Origin of the sequence: Streptomyces sp. NPDC046862, assembly GCF_040704615.1 — a bacterium.
Lineage (GTDB): Bacteria > Actinomycetota > Actinomycetes > Streptomycetales > Streptomycetaceae > Streptomyces.
The window spans coordinates 216,997-237,074 of sequence record NZ_JBEYXP010000004.1; the positions used below are offsets into that span (position 1 = coordinate 216,997).

Below are 20,078 nucleotides of genomic sequence, written 5' to 3' on the forward strand. Positions count from 1 at the left end.
AGCCGACACGGGGGTGATGCGGCGGCGGGGGTGGTGGGGGAGTCGTCCGCATTCTCGTCGTGGTCGTTTCGCGCACCCCGTGCGGTGCGCGAAACGCCGCGGGCGGCACCGGCACCGGCACCGGTACCGCGGCCGACGGTCGCGGGTTCGGCGTTGCCAGCAGGCACATCTTCGCCGACGGCGCGTCAGGTCTTCGGCGCTGTGGCGTGCTGCCGGGGAGCGGCAGGATGGGGAAGCGGGATCTTTTGTGCGAGTTTGTCGCCTTCAATGTCCAGGTCGGGCAGGAGGCGGTCCAGCCACCCAGGAAGCCACCAGGCATTCTGCCGCGCGAGTGCCATGGTGGCCGGGATGAACGTCATGCGGATGACGAACGCGTCGATGAGGATGCCCGCCGCCAGCGCGAATCCCGCCTGTTTGATCATGGGCTGGGCGTTGAAGATGAATCCGGCGAAGACCGAGACCATGATCGTGGCCGCGGCGATCACGACGGCGCTCGCCCGGGCGAAGCCGGAGACCGTCGCATCGAGCGGGTCGGCGCCGTGCATGCGGGCCTCGCGCATCGAGGTCACCAGGAACACCTGGTAGTCCATGGCCAGTCCATAGAGCACGCCGGTGACGATGATGGGCAGCAGGCTCACCACAGGTGCGCTCGCGTCGAGTCCGAACAGCGCCTGCAACCAGCCCCATTGGAAGACGGCCGTGGTGATACCGAAGGTGGCGGCGATGCTGAGCAGAAAGCCGAGTGTGGCCATCACCGGAACGACGACGGAGCGGAAGACGAGGAGCAGGACGATCAGCGAGAGTCCGAGAACGGTGGCTACGTAGAGGGGCAGGACGGCCGCGAGGCGGTCGGACACGTCGATCGCGAGGGCGGTGAAGCCGGTGATGCCGATGGTGACGCCATGGGTCTCGCGGATCTCCCGGCTCTTGTCCCGTACGGAGGTGACGAGATCCTTGGTGCCGTCGTCGTTCGGTCCGTCGCCGGGGATGAGGCTGAGGACGGCCACGGTACCGTCGGTGTTCGTACCTGCCAGAGAGATTGATGTGGTGCCTTCGGTGTCCTTCAGGTCGGAGACGACTGTGGCGAGGGCCGTGGGAGTGAGCGGTTGTCCGCTGTCGGAGGAGCGGGCGACGAGCATGAGGGGGCCGTTGTAGCCGGGGCCGAAGGTGTCGCTGACTTCCTCGTAGCTCTGGCGCTGTGCGGTGTCGGGGTTGTAGCTGGCGCCGGACGGCAGGCCCATCCTCATGTCGAGGGCGGGCAGCGCCAGAACCAGGGGGATCAGGAACGCCGCTGTGAGAGCGGGGTACTTGTGGCGGACCAGGTGTGATCCCCAGCGGGTGGCTCGTGTCTGGGCGGCGGCGGAGGCCTGCTGCTGCGCCGTGCGTCGGGTCCTGGCCGAGCAGATGCGCTCCTTGACCAGGCCCAGGAGCGCCGGTAGCAGGGTCAGGGCGAGCAGGACGGTGAGGGCGATCGTGATCGCGGCGGCGAGGGCCATGGTGCTGAGCAGGGTGATACCGACCACCAACAGTCCTGCCAGGGCGATGATGACGGTGCTGCCGGCGAAGAAGACCGCGCTGCCGGCGGTGCCGATGGCGCGGCCGGTCGCCTCGTGCGCGTCCAGGCCGGTGTCCAGGATGAGCCGCCGTTGCCGGTTGACGATGAACAGGGCGTAGTCGATGCCGACGGCGAGCCCCAGCATCAGGGCGAGTACGGCGGTGAGCGAGTGGATCTCGAAGACGGTGGAGAGAGTGAAGGCGCCGCCGACGCCCACCGTGACACCGACCAGCGCGATGACCAGGGGCAGGCCCGCCGCGACGACCGACCCCAGGGTGACCAGCAGGACGATGGCCGCCACCACCACGCCGACGATCTCACCGATGCCCACGATCTCAGGCATCTCCATCATCGCAGCCGACGGCAGGACGTCGAGGTGGCCGCGTTCGGCCTGTCGCTCGGCGGCCTCGACGGTGCTGTCGATCGTGCCGGAGGGCAGCTCATAGGTCTGCTCGTCGAACTGGAACTGCATCAGGGCGGTGGAGCCGTCGGCCGAGACGACGACCCCGGGCACCGGGCGGCCGTCCTGCATCAGCGGGGCCGGCACCTTGCCTCCCGTCGGCTGCCCGGCGGCTTCGGCCACCGCCGTCTGGGCCCGCATCAGCGGACTCTTCTCGCCCTTGGACAGCTCGTCGGCGAGGACCTTGCGCGCGTCGATGACGTGGTCGTGGCGGTAGACCGCGTCCACCGCGGCGATGAGGGCGGCGCGGCTGTCCTCGCCGTCGACCCGGGCCCCGTCCTGCGCGCGGAAGACCAGCATGCCCTGCCCGCCGGACGCCTCGGGCAGGGACGTCGCCAGCTCGTCGATGACCTCCTGGGCGGGGGTGCCGTCGATGCGTACCTCGTTGCTCAGCTTGACGGGGTTGACCGCAAGCAGCGCCACCACGGCGGACACCACGGCCAGCCAGCCGGTGATCACGTACCAGGGCCTGGCGTAGGCGAAATGCCCCAGCCGGTACAGCAGCACAGACACACCCTTCTCCCTTCTCCGGCGCACCCTGATGGGCACGCGCATCCGAACGAGGTGAGAGGGTACTACCAAAACGATAGGTGACTATCAAAGCGGTAGTGGGCTATCGTCGTGCGGGCGATTGAGTAGTCTGCGGTGCAGAAACAGGAGGGTCACAGATGCCGAACGCCGCACCGCGCACACACCGGATCCGCAGGGTTGACGCCCGCTCCAGTGCGGAGCGCATCATCGCGGCCGGACGCAGCGTCCTCGGCGCGGGTGAGGGCTCTTTGGAGCAGATCGCGACCGAGGCGGGCGTGGGTATCGCCACGCTCTACCGGCACTTCCCCAACCGGGAGGCCATCGTCCGGGCCGTTCTCGACGACATCCTCGAGACCGACCTCCTCCCGCTGATCAACGACGCCGCGGCCTCCCGCCACCCGCGCCAGGCCCTCTTGGGCATCGCCACCCGGCTACTCGACCTGATCACCGAGGAGCGGGGACTGGTCACCTTCGCCGGCAACTTCGCCGACGTCGCCGTGGACGCCCTCCGGCGCTTGAGTGACTCCCTTCGTCCCCTCTTGGAACACGCCCAGGAGCAGGAGGAGATCCGTAGCGACCTCACGGCGGACGACATTCCGCGCTTCCTCGTCATGGGCATCGCCGGCCTCGCGCTCCCCGGCACCGCACCGGACATGCGCGCACGCTTCATGGCCCTGCTCTTCGACGCACTCAACCCCGCCGGCGCGTCCCCCCTCCCGCCGGCACACGCGGATACGGAAGGTGACGACCTCCGCACCGCGATCAGCAGCGTCGTCCGAGACTGACTCGGGACCTGAACGCCGGCGGTGCCCGTCAGGCCTCGGTGGCGGGCACCGAGGCCGCGACTGACATCGATAGCGCTTTCTTGCCGTGAGGCCGAGAAGTTGCTTTACGACGTAGTCAGCGCGACGAGCCGTCGATCGGCAGGATGCCGTAGCACTTCGCGGCCACATTGCCTTTTCTGTCCCGGACGGTGGCGGTCAGGAAGCACCATCGTCCTGCCGCACCGGTCCACGACGGCATCGAAGGTGAGGGGTGGGAACGCCGTTCGCAGGAAGCCCGCACCGCGGGTTGCGGTGGTCCCGGGCCGGCAGGAGCCGACGGAAGGGTCAAGCGGCCTTCAGGACACCTACCACGTCAGCTCCAGCAGCCTCAGGAACTCGCTGCCGCACTGGCACGGCACCGGGGAAGCGCCCCGGCTCAGCCTGTGCTCAGGTGGATCTCGGTGATCTTGCCGTCGACGACGCATGATGAGCCCTGGCCGTTGATGCCGACCGTGTGGCCGCCGGCGGGGAAGCCGAAGGCATCTCCGGTGTGGACCGCCGTCATCCACCGATGGAGGGCCACCCAGCCGCCGGAAGCTCCTGCTGGAACGGGATGCCGTGCGGTGTGTCGGTGAATCAGTCGAGGACCGCGGCGATCGAGGCCCGCAGGCCGTCGATCCCCGAGGCCCCGTCAGTGGCGGGGTTGTGGTCGATCACCTCCGCGGCGAACACCTCTTCCGCTCCACCCACGATGCGGGCTGAGGACCGCCACGGTTCCCGATGGGGACCAGTTTCCTTCACATGCGCTCACGGGAAACCCGCCAGCGCTTCCGAGCACACCGCTGGACCGGTCCGTCTACAGCTTTCCCGTCCTGAAGTCCGCGCTGCTCTTGAGAACCGCGGATTCCACGGTCCAGTTCTCCGCCTGGACCCTCTCCCAAAGGCTCCCCTTGCCGGATTCCCTGCCCAACTGGTCCTCCCGGCGGAACCACTCCTCAGCGGTCCTGATCCTGTTGGGATGGATCTCGTCGAGCAGGGCGTAGTCCCGGGTGATGATCCCGTGCTTCCACACGTTCCAGAATCCGGTGAAATTGTCGCGGAAACTCATGGTGCTCTTGTCGTCGGGGTCGGCGTTGTATCCCGCAGGGTGGTCGGCGATTCCGGTCAGGTCCGGACTGTTCCAGTACGCGTCCAGGTCGGTGTCGATGTACTGCGCCGGGTGTCCGGTGACCTTCTCGAATGCCGCGGCCATGTCGGCGTAGGTCATGTGCTCGATGGCGACTTCGAGGTCCATGCCGTTGGCCCGTTCCGGGTTGTCGAAGAGCCAGCGGACATAGAAGCCGCAGTCTTCCAGGGCGACGTGCGGGACGGCACCCTCACCGAGCGGGACGCGCCACGTGACGACACCGTCCTCGACCGAGGGTGTCATGGGCGTGAGCGGTGAGATCACCATCTCGATGTAGGGACCCGACGTGAAGACCGCCGCTCCCATCCGGTCCCTGTTCTTCTCGTTCTGGAACAGCACCCATTCGGCCATGCGGCCCTTGCCGTCATAGTGGCCGGTGCGGAACCTGGAGTCGTAGCCCGACTTCTTCAGGGCGTAGTCGAGGTTGCCGTAGACGAAGAACTTGATTCCTTCTTCGATCGCGATCTCGTACGTGCGGATGGCCCAGTACGTCTCCGCCTTCTCGCCGGTGTTGAACCCGTCGATGTTGATGAACGCCCCGTCGCAGCCCCGGAATCCCTCACGCAGTACCTCCTCGTCGGCGAACGTCCCTTCCAGGATGGAGACATTCCCCAGCGCGACGAGCTCCTGAGCTCGGGGGGAGCCGGCGTCGCGGGTCAGGACCTTGACGGAGTACTTCTTGTCGGCGACCAGAGCGCGGACGATGGGCATCCCTTGAGCCCCGGTGCCGCCGACGACGAAGATGTTGGAGGTGGCGTGAGAAGACATGGTTCTTGACTCCTTGGTTGTCTGTGCGGTGAGGGCTTTCAGCGTTTTCGTGTCAGGCCACCGCGTTCAGCAGGTCGGCCACCACTTCGGGCCTCTCCAGGGCGATGAAGTGGTCCGCTCCCGGCACCTGCGTGAAGTCGGCTGCGGGAAGCAACCTCTTGTTGGCCTCCCGGTCGGAGGGGCGGGACCAGTCGTTCTCGCCGTAGACGAGGTGGACCGGCGCCTTGACCTCGGGGTAGCGCGAGCGGGCCGCGATGAGGCTGGGCATGTTCCGGTACAGAGCACGGGCGACGGTCGGGAAGCCGGGACGCCTGCCCGACTGGAGGAGCTCGTCCAGGTAGTCCTCCCGGAAAGCGGCCTTGTCGCCGACACCGCCCTGCAGAATCCTGCGCAGAACGGGCTTGGGCTCCTGCTCGGCGATCAGCTTGCCCACCCCCGGAGCGATGATCCCGCTGATCACCACGCGGGCAATGAGGCTGGACCGGGCGATCCCGTCGCGGTAGTCGTACGGGTTCACCGACACGACCCGCCGTACCCGCTCCGGCAGATCGGCCGCCGTGGTCAGGGCGAGCACCCCGCCCAGGGATTCCCCGACCAATGTCACGTCGTGGAGGTCGAGTTCGGTGAGGAGCCGCTCGACGCCCACACGCAGCGCCGGCTCTTCGTACGATGCCCCGGGCACGATCTCGGAGTAGCCCATCCCCGGCAGATCCAGGGCGTACACGGTGTACCGCTCCGCGATCAGTGGGATGAGGAGACGGAAGTGCTCGGCCTGGGTGCGCAGGGTGTGCATAAGGACCAGGGGGGCGCCGGTACCCGCCTTGAGGTAGCGCAGCGTTCCCTCGCGGCCGCCGGATCCCGGGCGCGGAGCGATGGTGTGGCTGGTGGTCCCCGGAATGTACATCGTGGAACGTACTTCCTGGTCGGGCATGCCTCTGTCTCCTTGCGTGAACTGCGGATGGGTGATGCGGACACATCGAACAGCGCCGGCACGCGCGTCGGACCTGCGCTCGTCGACGCCCGCGGTCAGGCGGGTGTCCACATGGCCGACCTGCGGTCCGGTCACCGCGATGCCGCGCGGCTCAAGACGTAGGTCTCACCGGCGACGAAGGGGCTCGCGTCTCCGAAGCAGCCACAAGCACCCCCACAGACGGGAAACCGATCGGTTTCCATCACTGTAAACCGATCGGTTTCCAAGCACAAGCCCACGCTCCGGAGAAGCCGACCGCCTGAACGGGGGACCGAGGCGGCGTCCCGGAACTCACCGGCGATACAGTTGCGCAGAGCGCGTATCCATGCCTCCTTGAAGCAAGGGGAATCGACACTGGACGCATCGGGCCACGACCGCCCGCAGGGCGTGCCCTGAAGGCCGTTGGCGGGGTGGATCGGGTGATGCGTCCTCGGCGTAGCCGCCGACGCAGGCCAACGGATGGAGCGTTGTCGGCCAGGATCCGGCACAGGGTGGTCAAGCCCCCGTCGACGTCGGACCGCGATGCTCGATCAGGCCATTGGTGTACAGGGCCACCAAGCTGCCCTCTGGCACGTCCACCTCGACGGTCTCCATGGGCGGGCCGCCCGGACCCAGTGGCGGGATGGCCCGGAGATCCAGGGGTTGCGCGGTGCCGGCCCACTATCACTGGTGGCGGGTGGCTGGCCCGGGCCATGGTGCAGCCGGTCGTGGAATCGGCCAGTTGCCGGTCGGGGAGATCTTCGTCCCCCAGGGCACCCGCCTGACGATAGGTCATCGACCCGGATCCGCGTGGCGGTCGGGCCGATAGCCGGAGCGGCCCGCCGACCGCGCGACCATGCATGCCTTCGCCGTCAGGCCGCCGTGTTGAGCAGGTCGGCCAGGATGTCGGGTCGTTCGAGGGCGATGAAGTGGCCGGCTCCCGGTACCTGGGTGTAGTCGGCTGCGGGAAGCAGCTTCTTGTTGGCTTGCCGGTCGGAGGGGCGGGACCAGTCGTTCTCGCCGTAGACGAGGTGGATGGGGGCCTTGACCTCGGGGTAGCGGGTGCGGGCCGCGATGAGGCTGGGCAGGGCCTGGTACACGGCCCGGGCTACGGTCGGGTAGCCGGGGCGCTTGCCCACCTGGAGGAGCTCGTCGACGTAGTCCTCGCGCAGGGCGCTCTTGTCGCCGAGGCCGCCCTGGAGGATCTTGATGAGGGCGGGCTTGGGCTCCACCCCGGCGATCACCGGGCCCACCCCGGGGGCGAGGACGCCGCTGACCACGACCCGGGCGAGGAGGCTGGAGCGGGCGATGCCGCCGGCGAAGTCGTAGGCGTTGACCGCGACGACGCGGCGGACGCGCTCGGGGAGGTCGGCGGCGGTGGTCAGGGCGAGGACCGCGCCCATGGACTCGCCGAGCAGGGTCACGTCGTGCAGGTCGAGTTCGGTCAGCAGCCGCTCGACGCCCGCCCGCATGGCGGGCTCGTCGTACGACGCACCGGGCACGATCTCGGAGTAGCCCATCCCCGGCAGGTCGAGGGCGTACACGGTGTAGCGGTCCGCGACCAGCGGGATGAGGTGGCGGTAGTGCTCGGCCTGGGTGCGCACGGTGTGCAGCAGCACCAGCGGGGCACCGGTACCCGCCTTGAGGTAGCGCAGCTCACCCTCACGGCCTGCGCGGGGAGCGATCGTGTGGCTGGTGGCCCCCGGGACGTGAATCGTGGGACGTGAATCCTGGCTAGGCATTTCGAGACCCCTTCACTCTCCGCTTCGGGGGCATGACCTGCGCCCGCAGCGGGAAAAATATTGTTTTCGACAGCGGTGACCTGTTAGCCGTCAACGAGGAAACGGTCGATGATCGTGCCGCCGAGCTTGCGGGCGCCGAGAACGAGGATGCGCTTCATGGGACTTCGGCTTTCGAGTTGCTGATGCGGTACGTGTTCGAACCGGGGGACGCGGTGCCCCGCTTGACGCGTCAGGGCCCGACGCGGGTGAAGCGGGTGGTGATGGTGAGGGTCGTGAGGGCCTTCATCAGACCGAGCGGGTTCGCCGTCATCCCGAAGTCGCCGCGGGCGATGTCGACCTCGGCGGTGAGCGTGACGGCGTTCTCGGAGGCCTCGGCGGCCTGGGCGGTGAAGCTGAGGGGCCGGGTCTGGCCGCGTACGGTGAGCTCACCGGTGACCTCCGCGGACGCGGGGCCGCTCGGGGTGACCCGGATCGCCCTGAAGACGAACGAGGCGTGGTTGGCCACGTCGAAGAAGTCCGCTGTCCGCAGGTGCGCGTCCCGCTTGGTGATCCCGGTGTCCACGGAGGCGGCGTCGACCGTCAGGGTGCCGTGCGCGGAGCCGTCGGCGAGCACTGCGCCCTCGCCGGAGAACCTGGTGAACGCTCCCTTGATCTTGGCGAGGCCCCAGAATCCCGTGTGCTGGAGGGTGATGGACGAACGGTCTGAGTCCAGGGTCCAGCGGCCGACGGCGGCTTCCGCAAGCGGTGCCATGGGTGCGGAACGGTTCGGGCTGTCGTACATGATCGGTCGCATCTCCTGGAACGGCCCGACGGGGCCTGCCGAGTGGGTGGGCATCAGCAGGCTATGAGCAGCGAATGAGACGTGACATGTCTTCCTGTCTGGACTTCATGTCCGATCGTCTCGGGTGCTTGCCGTACCGTGAGCGCATGGATGTTCTCGCCGACGTGGTCACCGCAATGCGCACCGGTCGCTCCTCGTACGGCCGCGCGGACGTCCGGGCCCCCTGGGGGCTGCGTCTCACCCGGTCCACCGGGGCGGCCTTCCACCTCGTCCTGCAAGGGACCTGCTGGCTGCTGCCGGATGGTGAGCCGCCCCTCGCGCTGGGGCCAGGGGACGCGGTGCTGTTGCCGCGCGGTGCCCCGCACGCCGTCGCCGACCAGCCGACGACCTCGCTGGTCGACGTCGACCTGAAGACCTCCGGCAAGGTGGACCTGCCACCCGGCTTCGATCCGACCGGCGGGCAGGGACCCCGCAGCCTGCTCCTGTGCGGCACCTACCGGCTGGAGCGGGAGCGCCCCCACCCCCTCCTGAGCACTCTGCCTGACGTCGTGCACCTTCGGGCGAGTGCGGGCAGACACCGCACCCTGCACACGGCGATCACCCTGCTCGGTGAGGAGATCGACGCCTACCCGCCAGGTTCTCGCGCGGTCGTCCCGTCGCTGGTGGACGCCGTTCTGGTCCTCATCCTGCGCGCCTGGCTGGAGCAGCAGGGCGACCACCCGGCCCACGACTGGTCCAAGGCGATGGCCGACACCGCCGTGGCGCGGTCGCTCGAACTCATCCACGCTCGGCCCGGTTACCCCTGGACGGTGGCCACCCTGGCCGCCGAGGTGGGTCTGTCCCGGGCAACGATCGCCCGCCGTTTCGCCGAGGCCGTCGGCGAACCCCCACTCACCTACCTGGCCCGCTGGCGCATGACCACCGCCGCCCGCCTGCTCCGCGAGGACATCGGGCCACTCGCCAGCGTGGCCCAACAGATCGGTTACACCTCGGAGTTCGCCTTCGCCAAGGCGTTCAAACGGGACTTCGGCCTGGCACCGGGCGCATACCGCCGCCAGGCCACCGCCGGTCCCGAGACCGCCCCGCCCTGACCGTTCAGCGGCTCAAGCTGCCGCCGGCTTCTGGATGCGCGGGTGGTTCTCCAGAGCCCAGTACACGGCCTTCGCCGGACGTCCGAGCAGGGTTTCCAGATCATCGGTGATGCCTGCCCGCGGTGCTCGCCGTGCTGGGCCCGAAGGTCAACGCCTTCCCGCTGCGCCGCAAGACGGCCGCACGGCCGACAGCGGCGGGTGAGGGTTCCTGGTACCGCTTCGGGCACGGCTTGATGCGGCGCCGCTGGGTCGCGGTGGTGGGCGCGGTCAGCCTGATGCTGACGCTCGCTCGCCCTGCCGTTCTCCAAGATCGAGTTCGGCTCCATCAACGCCCAGCAGCTGCCGAGCACGTCCGAAGGCCGCCAGGTCTTCAACGCCATGGAGCACGACTTCGACGGTGACGCGGTGAAGTCCATCGACTCGCTGCTCCTGCTGAGGTCCGACGGAACCCCGAAGGAGCAGGGCGCGGCGCTCCAGGCCTACGCCGAGCGGCTCGGCGCCACCGAGGGCGCCACGAACGCCCAGATCACCGACATCGGGGGCAGCACGGCCCGGGTCTCCGTCGCTTACGACGGCAATCCCATCTCGACGCACGCGCGTGACCTGGTGAACCGGATCAAGGAGGTACCGCCACCGCCGGGTGCCAAGGCCTACATCGGCGGCGAGTCGGCCATCTACGACGACACCTGGACGCACTCGGCGAGACCCTGCCGTGGATGCTGCTCTACATCGCGGTGATGACGTACCTCCTGCTGTTGCTCTCCTTCGGCTCGGTGCTGCTGCCGTTGAAGGCGATCGCGATGAACATGCTGTCGCTGACCGCGACCTTCGGGGTCCTGGTCTGGATCTTCCAGGACGGCCATCTGAACGGCCTGCTCGGCTTCGACCCCACGGGCAACATCGAACCCAACATGCCGATCATGCTGTTCGCGCTGATCTTCGGACTCTCCATGGACTACGAGGTATTCCTGGTGTCCCGGATGCGCGAGCAGTACGACAAGCAGGGCGACAGCAAGGAGGCCGTGGCGACCGGGCTGCGGTCGACCGGCCGGCTGGTCGTGAGCGCGGCGGTCCTGATGTGCGTGCCGCTCGCGGCGATCGGGATGAGCGGTGTGCTGACCATCAAGCTGTTCGGCGTCGGCATGGTCTTCGCGGTCCTGACGGACGTGCTGTGGCGCGCATCCTGCCGGGGACGGCCGTCATGCGGCTGCTGGGCAGGGCTGCCTGGTGGGCTCCGGCACCGCTGGCGCGCTTCCACGACCGGTTCGGCATCAAGGAGAGCGACGAGCCGGCCGACGACACCGCCGACCAGCGGGTGCCCGCCGGGGTCGGCTGACCCTGCGAGCGGGGTGCCGGTGCCACAAGGGCACCCGGCCGGGGGCTCCCCCTTCCCACCCCGGGCTCCCTTGCGAGACGTCGTTACGTCTCCTAGCATGCCACCGACTGACCGCTTGTACGGTCAATTTTGCATGAGGACATGATTTCACAGAGGGAGCGGTAGTGCGTCGAAGTCGTCTACGTAAGGTCGCCAAGGGCGTTGTTCCTGTCGCGACGGCAATGCTGGCGCTGGCCGGAAGCACCGGCGTGGCTTCGGCCACGCTGTCACCCCTGCCCGTACCGGTGTTGTCGACGGGCCTGAGCGGAGACGCCTTCTACGTGCCGCCCGCACCACTCCCGGACGGCACGCCCGGCGATGTCATCAGGACCCGGGACGTTCTGCTGTCGACGTATCAGGGCGCCCGCGTTCAGCAGATCATGTACCTCTCGACCGACCTCCACAACCGGCTCGTGCCGGTGACCGGGATGCTGCTGACTCCGCTGCTGCAGAAGCCCGGCAACGACAATCCGCTGGTCGTGGGCACGCCTGGCACCCGGGGTCTCGACGACAGGTGCGCGCCGTCGAAGCAGGTGGACCTGCTGGAGGCCAGCGCGACCAGCCCGGACTACGAGATCGCCGAGTTCCAGCAGTTGGTGACCCTCGGGATCTCCGTCGTCGTCACCGACTACGAGGGACAGGGCACCCCGGGAGACCCGTCGTACCTGGTCGGGGAGTCCGAGGGACGCAACGCGCTGGACGCTCTTCGCGCCGCCCAGCAGATCAGGGGTTCAGGAGTGTCTGCGGACTCCCCCGTGGGTATCGCCGGTTACTCACAGGGCGGGCAGGCCGCCGCCTGGGCGGCCGAAGTGCAGCCGGCCTACGCACCCGCGCTGCACCTCAAGGGTGTAGTGGCCGGTGGTGTTCCGGCCGACACGCTCCAGCTGGTCAAGCACGTCAACGGCAACCCGACCGGAGGCGTCGGCTTCGGGCTGTCGACCCTGGTCGGACTGAACCACGCCTACCCCAAGCTCGACCTGGACGGCAGGCTGACATCTGAGGGCAGAGAAGTCATCGACCGCGTCAAGCAGTCGTGTTTCATCGAGGACTTCGCCACGTTCGGCACGACCACCACCGGCCAGGTCACCGACCCCGACGTCCTCACCGACCCGGCCTGGCAGAAGGCCTACCAGGCCTCCCTGCTCGGCACGAGGAAGCCCGGCGCGCCCGCGTACATCTACCACGGCACTGCGGACACCATCGTCCCGGTCACCCAGGGAGACATGCTCTACCACGGCTGGTGCACTCAGGGAGCGTCGGTGCAGTACGTGACCCTCCCCGGCCTCGAGCACATCTCCGGGTTCGTCGCCGGGGCGCCGGCCGGCATCCAGTGGCTGGCCGACCGCCTCGCGGGCAAGGAGGCCGTCGCTGGCTGCCACGAGGTGAGCCTTCCCTGATCCGCAGGGTCTTCCGACCCCAGCTTCCCCTCAGGGAGCCGGGTTCGAGGGCGCTTCGCCGGGAGCCGCGGCGTCGGCCAGACAGGAGCGAACGATCTTCAGCACCGCGCCGTCGAGATCGGCGAGCCCTGACGCGGTCCCCGGGCGGGTGAGCAGACCGCCGAGCACCATGTCCACGAGACTCGCGCCGACCTCCTCGGCCGTGTGCGGTCCGGACGGGTCGAACCAGGTCCAGGCCCACTGGGCGGAGCCCATCATCAGCAGGCTCTGGAGGCTGGGGTCGCCCTCGCGGAACTGGCCGCTCTCGGTTCCCTTGCGCAGGATGTCCCGGACGAGGCCCAGGTACTCCCCGCGCAGACGTACGCCCTCGCTCATCGTCTCGTGGTCCGCGAGCCGGGCGATCTCCCGCTGGAAGGCCACCGTGGCGTCACGGTCGTGTTCCTGGTAAAGCACGAAGGCGAACAGCATCCCCGCGAGCTGCTCCGGCGGCGAGGACAGCCGGTTCACGATCAGGTATGCCTCGGCCAGCCTGCGACGCATGTAGGACTCGTGGAGCGCGGCGAGGAGCCGGTCCTTCGTGCCGTAGTGGTGGACGATGGTGCCCTTGGAGATGCCCAGTTCCGCCGCGATGTCGCTGAAGTTGGTGCCGTCGTAGCCGGACTCGGCGACTCGGCGCGTGAACGACTCCAGGATGTGGCCCGACCTGCCCGGGGCGCCCCCACCCGCGCGCCTAGCAGCCATTTCAGGTCCCTCCATGCTCCCGACGACGAACGCTCCCCACCCTATCGCGTCGACTGACCGTACGAACGACCAGTCAGGCGGACACCGTGAACGCGGGGAACGGCTCGCCGTCCTCCGGGCGCAGGATCGTCAGGGTCAGTGCCGTCCCCGGTGGCGGGGCGGCGGCAGCTCCCAGGACCGGTGCGTGCAGCCAGGGCCCTTCGGCGAGTTCGACCAGGGCCTGGATCGTTACGCTCCCAGCCTCGCCCGGCGTCGACACCGCGGCCACGACCCGCGCCGTGCCCACGGTCTCGGCCCATCGCAGGTCCCGTGACTCGCAGGCCGTGCACGCTTCGGCGTCGGGGCGGCAGTGATGACCGCACACGTCGCAGCGGCGGATCAACAGCACGCCCTCCATAAGCCCTTCGAACCACGCCGCGGATGCCGCGTCCCGGCGGGCGGTGATGTGCACGGTCATGGAGAGCTCCTTCAGGAGGCGTGCCCGGCGCCGAGCACCAGGGTCGCGTGGTGGTCGAGGACGCCGCCGTTGCCGCTGACCAGGGCGATGTCGTGGCGCGGGACCTGGCGGCCCTCGCCGACCTCGCCGCGTACCTGCTGGACGGCTTCGACCAGGGGGGTCATACCCCAGAGGTAGAAGCCCGACAGCTGTCCGCCGCCGGTGTTGGTGGGCAGTGCGCCGCCGGGGGCGAGTGCGCCGGAGGACGCCAGCTGCCCGGCCTCTCCCTTCGCACAGAACCCGTAGTCCTCCAGGGTGACCAGCACCGTGTAGGTGTAGCAGTCGTAGATCTCCCGGACGTCCACGTCGGACGGGGTGATGCCGGCCATCTTCATCGCGGCGGCTCCCGAGGCGGCGGCTCCGGTGACGAGGCCGAAGTCGCTGCCTCGCTCCATCACGTATCCCGGGTGTGCCTGGCCCCAGCCCCACACATGGACCGGTGGCCTGGGCAGGGCGGCGGCGCGCTCGGCGGTGGTGACGACCACGGCGGCGCCTCCGTTGGACACCACGCAGCAGTCGAACAGATGCAGTGGCTCCACCACCCAGCGCGACCGGTGGTAGTCCTCCAGGGTCAGCGGGCCCCGGAACTGTGCGGCGGGGCTGTGCGCGGCCCACTGCCGCTGCCCGACCGCGACGGCACCGAGGTGGTCGTTGGTGACGCCGTAGTGCGCCATGTAGCGGGCGGCGGCCACGGCGTAGCGGTGGTTGACGCTGGTGAATCCGCCCGCTGTCTCCGCGCTGCGGAAGCCGGTGGCGGTGAGCGAGCTGGAGAGGTACGCGTCTCCGCTCCGGGCGTTCTCGCGCAGCGGCGCGTCCGCGAAGACGCAGACGACGGTGGTCGCGGCGCCGGAGAGCACGGCCGCGGCGGCCTGCGCGACCATGATGCCCGCGGAGGCGCCGAAGGACTGCACCTGGGAGAGCAGGGTGAGGTCGCGCAGGCCCAGGCGCTTGGCGAGGCCCAGGTCGAGGCCGGGGCTCTTGCCCGCGTTGATCAGGAGCCCGTCCACGTCCCTCAGGTGCAGGCCGGCGTCCGTCACCGCGAGCCGTACCGCCTCGTCGGCGAAGTCCGCCGCGGTACGCCCGTACACCTTGCCGACCTCGGTCAGACCGAGGCCCGCTATCGCCGCGTGGCGGCCGCTCATCCGGATCCCCCTTCTTCAGAGCACTCGTCAGACCATTCGTCATATCGCTCGTCAGGCCACTGCGGTGGTTCGGCGTGCCCGCGCGTTGCGTTCGCGTGCGAAGTCCAGGGCGTCGTCCCAGGAACAGCCGCGGTTGATCATCACGCGGTACTTCATGATGTGCGTGGGGTGGTCGACCGCCAGCGCGCCGGTGAGGCGTTCGCCGGTGCGATAGAGGGCCACCCATCGCCCGTCCGCCGGGTCACCGCCGACGACCTGGACTTCGTCGGCGTGGGAGATCCCGACGAACTGGATGCGGGTGCCGTACCAGTCCGACCAGAAGTAGGGGACGGTGGAGTACGGCCGGGCCTCCCCCGGGTTCAGGGCGTTGACGGCGGCGGTGGCGCCCTGCTCGGCGGCGCTGGTCCAGTGTTCGAGCCTCATCGGCTGTCCGAACAGCGGGTTGGGCCAGTGCGCGACGTCACCGGCGGCGTAGACGCCGGGCACGGACGTGGCCAGCGTCTCGTCGCAGCGCACACCGTCGGCGAGCGTGACGCCGGAGCCGTCCAGCCAGGAGGTGGCCGGGTCGGCGCCGATGCCGGCGACGACGAGGTCCGCGTCCAGGGTGCTGCCGTCCGCGAGTTGGACGCCGATTCCCTCGTCGTCCCGCCGGATCGCCCGCACGCCCACCCCGCGCCGCAGATCGGTACCGGCCCGGTCGTGCAACGCGGCGCAGGCCACGCCCATTTCGTCGCCCAGCGCCCGGCGCAGGGGAACGTCGGCGGCCTCCACGACGGTCACCGGCAGGCCGCGCTCACGGGCGGCCGAGGCGACCTCCGAGCCGATGAAACCGGCGCCGACGACGACGATCCGGGCTCGGTCGTCGAGTGCCCTGCGCACCGCCGCCGCGTCGTCGGCCGTGCGCAGGGTGTGGACGCCCGCGAGCTCCTTCGTTCCGGGCAGGACCCGGGCGACGGCTCCGGTGGCGATGACCAGCGCGTCGTACGGGACCGGGGCGCCGCCGTCCACCAGGACCGCACCGCCTTCGGTGTCCAGGCCGCTCGCGCGGGCGCCGAGTCGTAGGTCGACGCCGAGTTCGCGGCGCAGGGTGTCCTCGGAGCGGAAGGTGGTGTCCGGCGGGCCGTCGGGCGTCTCGGCCAGGTACGCCTTGGACAGGGGCGGACGGTCGTAGGGCAGGTGGTCCTCGGCGCCGATGAGCGTGATGGAACCGGTGAAGCCGCTCGCGCGGGCGCCTTCGACGGCGCGCAGTCCGGCGAGGGAGGCGCCGACGACGACCAGTCTCTGTGGTGTGGTCACGGCTGTCGGTCCTCGGCCAGCCGGAGTGCCTCGGTCGGGCAACTGGTCACCGCTGCCTGGATCTCGGCCAGCTTGCCGTCGGGGACGACGTCGGACCTGAGTACGAGGGCACCGTCGTCGTCCACCTCGAAGACGTCGGGCGACAGGGACTCGCAGATGCCTAGGCCGGTGCACTTCCCGCGGTCGAGCAGGATCTTCATGGTCGGGTCGCCTCCTTGGCGTCGAGAGGGCTGAGCGAACGAGGGGCTAGGCGGACGGTCCGAGCTGGACGGGGAGCCGCCGGATTCCGTTGATGAAGTTGGAGCGGAACCGCTCGGGTTCGCCGGCGAGCCGCATCTGCGGGAAGCGGGCGAAGAGCCGACCGAGCAGCACCCGTGCCTCCATGCGGGCCAGGCTGTTGCCCAGGCAGAAGTGGGTGCCGGTGCCGAAGGCGAGGTGGTTGACCGGGTTGCGGGTGATGTCGAAACAGTCCGGGTCGGCGAACACGGCCTCGTCGCGATTGGCGGAGCCGTAGAACATCACGACCTTCTGGCCCTCCTCGATCCGCTGCCCGCCGAGGACGGTGTCGCGGGTGGCCGTACGCCGGAACTGGATCACCGGCGCGTGGAAGCGCAGTACCTCCTCGATCGCGGACGGCAGCAGCTCGGGGTCGTCACGCAGGGCGTCCCACTGGTCGGGGTGGTCGCCGAGCGTAAGCACGGCTCCGGTCAGCAGGTTGCGGGTGGTCTCGTTGCCGGCGATCACCAGCAGCTGGAAGAAGCGGTTCAGGTCCCCGGTGGACAACCGTTCGCCGTCGACCTCCGCGTTGACGATCGTGCTCCAGATGTCGTCGGTGGGGTGCGCGCGCTTGGCCCGGGTCTGCTCGGCGGCGTACGCGAACATCTCGGTGAAGGCGGAGACGAAGGCCGGCAGACCGCCGTACGAGGGGTCGTCGAGCCCGACCATCCGATTCGTCCAGTCGTAGAGCAGACCCCGGTCGGCGGAGGACACCCCGAGGACGTCGGCGAGGACGCGCAGCGGCATCTCGGACGACACCTTTTCCACCAGGTCGATCTCGGTGCCGGGCTTCAGGTCCGCCACGATGGCTTCCGCGTGGGCGTCGACCGAGTCGAACATGCCCTTCACCATGCGCGGGGTGAACGCCTTACTGACGATGGCCCGCAGCTTGCCGTGGTGGGGCGGGTCGATGTTGAGCATCATGTGTTGGAGCGCGGCGACGTCCTTCGGCCGCTGGTCCCGCAGGAACGTGGCTCCCTTGTACGAGGAGAAGACGGCCGGGTCGCGGGAGACTGCGACGACGTCCTCGTACCTGGTCACGGCCCAGAAGCCCGGCCCGCCGGCGAAGCCCTCGGAGGGCGGCTCCTCGATCCAGGCCACGGGCCGAGTCCGGCGCAGTTCCGCGAACAGGTGGTGCGGGACTCCGTCGCGGTAGGTGTCCGGATGCCCCAGATCCGGGCCCAGCGTCTGAGTGATCACTCGAACTCCTCGAATCCCTCGTCGTTCTGAACGTGCTCGTTGATACTGACCGTACGTACGGTCTAACGTAAGCACGCAGCCTACCCAACGGTCAACCGCTCCAGCGCGGGGGCGGGGGCCGGCAACCCCAGGAAGGTCACCTCATGGACAGCACGATGCAGGAGGCGGAGCTGCTGGTCAGCGGCATCTTCCGGCACGGGGCCGCCGTGCACGCGGACAGCCGCGTGCACCACTACCGGGGAGACACGACCGCCTCGACGGCCTTCTCGGAGCTGGCCGAGCGGACCGAGCGGCTGGCCGCCGCACTCGCCGGACTGGGAATCGGGCGGGACGACGTGGTCGCCACCCTCGCCTGGAACACCCCCGCCCATCTGGCGGCGTACTTCGCCGTCCCGGGCGTGGGCGCGGTACTGCACACCCTGAACCTGCGCCTGCACGACGACCAGCTGGTCTACATCGCGGGCCACGCGGCCGACAAAGCGGTCATCGTGGACGCGGACCTGGCGCCGCAGCTGCAGCGGATCATCGACCGGCTGCCGACCGTCCGGCACGTGATAGTCGTCGGCGAGGCACGGCTGGAGGCTCCGGAGTGGGTCACCGTGCACGACTACGAGACCTTGCTGGACGCCGCTCCCTCCGGCTTCGACTGGCCGGAGCTGCCCGAGCGCTCAGCTGCCGTCCTGTGCTACACCACCGGTACCACCGGCGCCCCGAAGGGAGTGGCCTACAGCCATCGTTCGATCTACCTCCACACCCTGCAGATCTCCACCGGCAGCGCCTACGCGATGAGCGACGCCGACCGGGTGCTGCCCATCGTGCCGATGTTCCACGCCAACGCCTGGGGCTGGCCGTACGCGGCCTGGCTGGCCGGGTCGGACCTGATCATGATCGACCGGTTCCTGCAGCCCGCCCATCTCGCCCGTGCGATCTGCGAATTGAAGGCGACCGCGGCGGCGGCGGTGCCGACTCTATGGAGCGGACTGGACGAGTACGGGGTCGGCGCGGGCACGGACTTCAGCAGTCTCCGGCTGGCCGTGGCAGGGGGATCGCCGTTGTCGGCGGCACTGGCGGACAGCTTCCACGCCCATCACGGAGTGCGGCTCACCCAGGGGTGGGGCATGACGGAGACCAGTCCGCTGCTGACCTTCTCCCGGCCGCCGCACGGCACCCCCGACGACCAGGCGACCAGGTGGACCACCCGCAGCGGCCGGCTCGTGCCCGGAGTGCGGGCCCGCGTAGTGGACGAGTTGGGGGCGGAACTGCCCTGGGACGGCAAGACCGTGGGAGAGATCGAGCTGAGCGGCCCGACCGTCGCGGGCTCGTACTTCCGGGCCACGACCGAGGAACAGGCCGACAAGTTCCGCGACGGCCGACTGCGCAGCGGCGACCTGGGAGTGATCCACCCGGGCGGCTGGGTGGAGCTGAAGGACCGGCTCAAGGACGGCATCAAGAGCGGCGGCGAGTGGATCTCCACCGTGGAGCTGGAGAACGCACTGGCCGGACACCCGGCGGTGGCGGAAGCCGCAGTGGTGGGCGTACCCGACCCGCGGTGGGAGGAACGGCCGCTGGCCTGCGTGACGTTGCGCGACGGCGCGGCCGCGACCCCCGAGGAACTGCGGGCGTTCCTGACCGGCCGGGTCGCCCGCTGGTGGCTGCCGGAGCGCTGGGCGTTCGTCGAGAGCATCCCGAGAACGAGCGTGGGCAAGCTCGACAAGAACCGGATCCGACGGTCCTACGCGGACCAGGAGCTCGCGGTGACGACACTGGGCTGACGCACGTTGACGCAGGTCGAGGCGCCCCGACTCGGGCTTGCGAGAGAAAACCGATCGGTCTACAGTGATGGAAACCGATCAGTTTCCCACTCTGTGCATCGCGACCGCCGTCAACACGCTGGTCCCCTGAGCCGAAGAGAGTATTGGCAATGAGTGAATCTTCAGCGAAGAAGTTCTACGCCCTGAACATGTTCGACGTGGTCGACGTGGAGAAGTACCTGGGGTATTTCAGCCGACTTCCCGAAGTGGCCCCGCGATACGGCGGCCGAATGGTGACGTTCGGCCGTTTCCGGAACAGCGTCACCGGTGACCTCGCGCCGCGGCAGGTTCTGTTCGTCGTGGAGTGGGACTCCGAAGAGGCATTCAACAGCTTCCGCGACGACCCGGAGTTGGCCGACCTGCATCCGCTGCGGGAGGACGGGACGGCGTCCTACATCTGGCAGACGTTCGACGGCGTCGAGATGAGCGACCCCGCCAACGTTTCGATCGACGACGTACTGGCGGTCCTCAAGCCCTGACACCCGCGTCACTGCGGAGCCGATCCAGATGAGCCAGC

Annotated in this window: 20 protein-coding genes; 7 read left to right on the top strand and 13 right to left on the bottom strand. The window is 69.2% G+C overall.

What is annotated here, in order from left to right:
- Positions 1–185: 185 nt before the first annotated feature.
- Positions 186–2,528, bottom strand: coding sequence for an MMPL family transporter (locus tag AB0959_RS06175; RefSeq protein ID WP_366825095.1), 2,343 nt, complete (start codon positions 2,526–2,528; stop codon positions 186–188).
- 155 nt (positions 2,529–2,683) lie between these two features.
- On the opposite strand from AB0959_RS06175, the gene AB0959_RS06180 reads away from it, so the two are divergent.
- On the top strand, positions 2,684–3,331 hold the full coding sequence (locus AB0959_RS06180; protein ID WP_366825096.1) for a helix-turn-helix domain-containing protein: 648 nt from the start codon (positions 2,684–2,686) through the stop codon (positions 3,329–3,331).
- 415 nt (positions 3,332–3,746) lie between these two features.
- Here AB0959_RS06180 and AB0959_RS06185 read toward each other — a convergent pair whose 3' ends face one another.
- The 6 genes from AB0959_RS06185 to AB0959_RS06210 all read right to left on the bottom strand — a co-directional run bounded on the left by AB0959_RS06185 (position 3,747) and on the right by AB0959_RS06210 (position 8,790).
- Positions 3,747–3,875 (bottom strand): hypothetical protein, encoded by a 129-nt coding sequence (locus AB0959_RS06185; protein WP_366825098.1) that lies wholly within the window; start codon positions 3,873–3,875, stop codon positions 3,747–3,749.
- 291 nt (positions 3,876–4,166) lie between these two features.
- The gene (locus AB0959_RS06190; protein ID WP_366825099.1) at positions 4,167–5,264 is read right to left on the bottom strand and encodes an NmrA family NAD(P)-binding protein; all 1,098 of its coding nucleotides are present in this window, start codon (positions 5,262–5,264) and stop codon (positions 4,167–4,169) included.
- Positions 5,265–5,316: 52 nt separating this feature from the next.
- Entirely contained in the window at positions 5,317–6,195 is an 879-nt protein-coding gene (locus tag AB0959_RS06195) for an alpha/beta hydrolase (protein ID WP_366825100.1), read from the bottom strand.
- Positions 6,196–6,729: 534 nt separating this feature from the next.
- Positions 6,730–6,828, bottom strand: coding sequence for a hypothetical protein (locus AB0959_RS06200; RefSeq protein ID WP_366825101.1), 99 nt, complete (start codon positions 6,826–6,828; stop codon positions 6,730–6,732).
- 257 nt (positions 6,829–7,085) lie between these two features.
- Positions 7,086–7,955, bottom strand: coding sequence for an alpha/beta hydrolase (locus AB0959_RS06205; protein ID WP_366825102.1), 870 nt, complete (start codon positions 7,953–7,955; stop codon positions 7,086–7,088).
- Positions 7,956–8,184: 229 nt separating this feature from the next.
- Positions 8,185–8,790, bottom strand: coding sequence for a YceI family protein (locus AB0959_RS06210; protein ID WP_366825103.1), 606 nt, complete (start codon positions 8,788–8,790; stop codon positions 8,185–8,187).
- Between the two features lie 92 nt (positions 8,791–8,882).
- On the opposite strand from AB0959_RS06210, the gene AB0959_RS06215 reads away from it, so the two are divergent.
- The 4 genes from AB0959_RS06215 to AB0959_RS06230 all read left to right on the top strand — a co-directional run bounded on the left by AB0959_RS06215 (position 8,883) and on the right by AB0959_RS06230 (position 12,599).
- Positions 8,883–9,827 (top strand): AraC family transcriptional regulator, encoded by a 945-nt coding sequence (locus AB0959_RS06215; protein ID WP_366825104.1) that lies wholly within the window; start codon positions 8,883–8,885, stop codon positions 9,825–9,827.
- 378 nt (positions 9,828–10,205) lie between these two features.
- A complete protein-coding gene (locus AB0959_RS06220; protein WP_366825105.1) occupies positions 10,206–10,565 on the top strand; it encodes an MMPL family transporter in 360 nt (119 codons plus the stop codon).
- Entirely contained in the window at positions 10,544–11,308 is a 765-nt protein-coding gene (locus AB0959_RS06225) for an MMPL family transporter (protein ID WP_366825107.1), read from the top strand. Before AB0959_RS06220 ends, AB0959_RS06225 begins: the two co-directional genes overlap by 22 nt.
- Positions 11,309–11,411: 103 nt before the next feature.
- On the top strand, positions 11,412–12,599 hold the full coding sequence (locus AB0959_RS06230; RefSeq protein ID WP_366825108.1) for a lipase family protein: 1,188 nt from the start codon (positions 11,412–11,414) through the stop codon (positions 12,597–12,599).
- A 30-nt stretch (positions 12,600–12,629) separates the two neighbouring features.
- Here the strand turns inward: AB0959_RS06230 and AB0959_RS06235 are convergent, their stop codons facing one another.
- From AB0959_RS06235 to AB0959_RS06260, 6 genes are all read right to left on the bottom strand, one after another.
- Positions 12,630–13,340 (bottom strand): TetR/AcrR family transcriptional regulator, encoded by a 711-nt coding sequence (locus AB0959_RS06235; RefSeq protein WP_366825109.1) that lies wholly within the window; start codon positions 13,338–13,340, stop codon positions 12,630–12,632.
- Between the two features lie 73 nt (positions 13,341–13,413).
- Positions 13,414–13,797, bottom strand: coding sequence for a hypothetical protein (locus tag AB0959_RS06240; protein WP_366825110.1), 384 nt, complete (start codon positions 13,795–13,797; stop codon positions 13,414–13,416).
- 11 nt (positions 13,798–13,808) lie between these two features.
- Entirely contained in the window at positions 13,809–14,978 is a 1,170-nt protein-coding gene (locus AB0959_RS06245) for a thiolase family protein (protein WP_366825111.1), read from the bottom strand.
- Positions 14,979–15,029: 51 nt separating this feature from the next.
- Positions 15,030–16,274, bottom strand: coding sequence for an FAD-dependent oxidoreductase (locus tag AB0959_RS06250; RefSeq protein WP_366825112.1), 1,245 nt, complete (start codon positions 16,272–16,274; stop codon positions 15,030–15,032).
- Positions 16,271–16,474, bottom strand: coding sequence for a ferredoxin (locus AB0959_RS06255; RefSeq protein ID WP_366825113.1), 204 nt, complete (start codon positions 16,472–16,474; stop codon positions 16,271–16,273). The genes AB0959_RS06250 and AB0959_RS06255 overlap by 4 nt, the downstream gene beginning before the upstream one ends.
- A 46-nt stretch (positions 16,475–16,520) precedes the next feature.
- Positions 16,521–17,750, bottom strand: coding sequence for a cytochrome P450 (locus AB0959_RS06260; protein WP_366825114.1), 1,230 nt, complete (start codon positions 17,748–17,750; stop codon positions 16,521–16,523).
- A gap of 143 nt (positions 17,751–17,893) precedes the next feature.
- Here AB0959_RS06260 and AB0959_RS06265 point away from each other — a divergent pair, with 143 nt between their 5' ends.
- The gene (locus AB0959_RS06265) at positions 17,894–19,522 is read left to right on the top strand and encodes a long-chain-fatty-acid--CoA ligase (protein WP_366825115.1); all 1,629 of its coding nucleotides are present in this window, start codon (positions 17,894–17,896) and stop codon (positions 19,520–19,522) included.
- A gap of 149 nt (positions 19,523–19,671) precedes the next feature.
- Positions 19,672–20,040, top strand: a complete 369-nt coding sequence (locus AB0959_RS06270) for a DUF1330 domain-containing protein (protein ID WP_366825116.1) — start codon at positions 19,672–19,674, stop codon at positions 20,038–20,040.
- Positions 20,041–20,078: the final 38 nt, after the last annotated feature.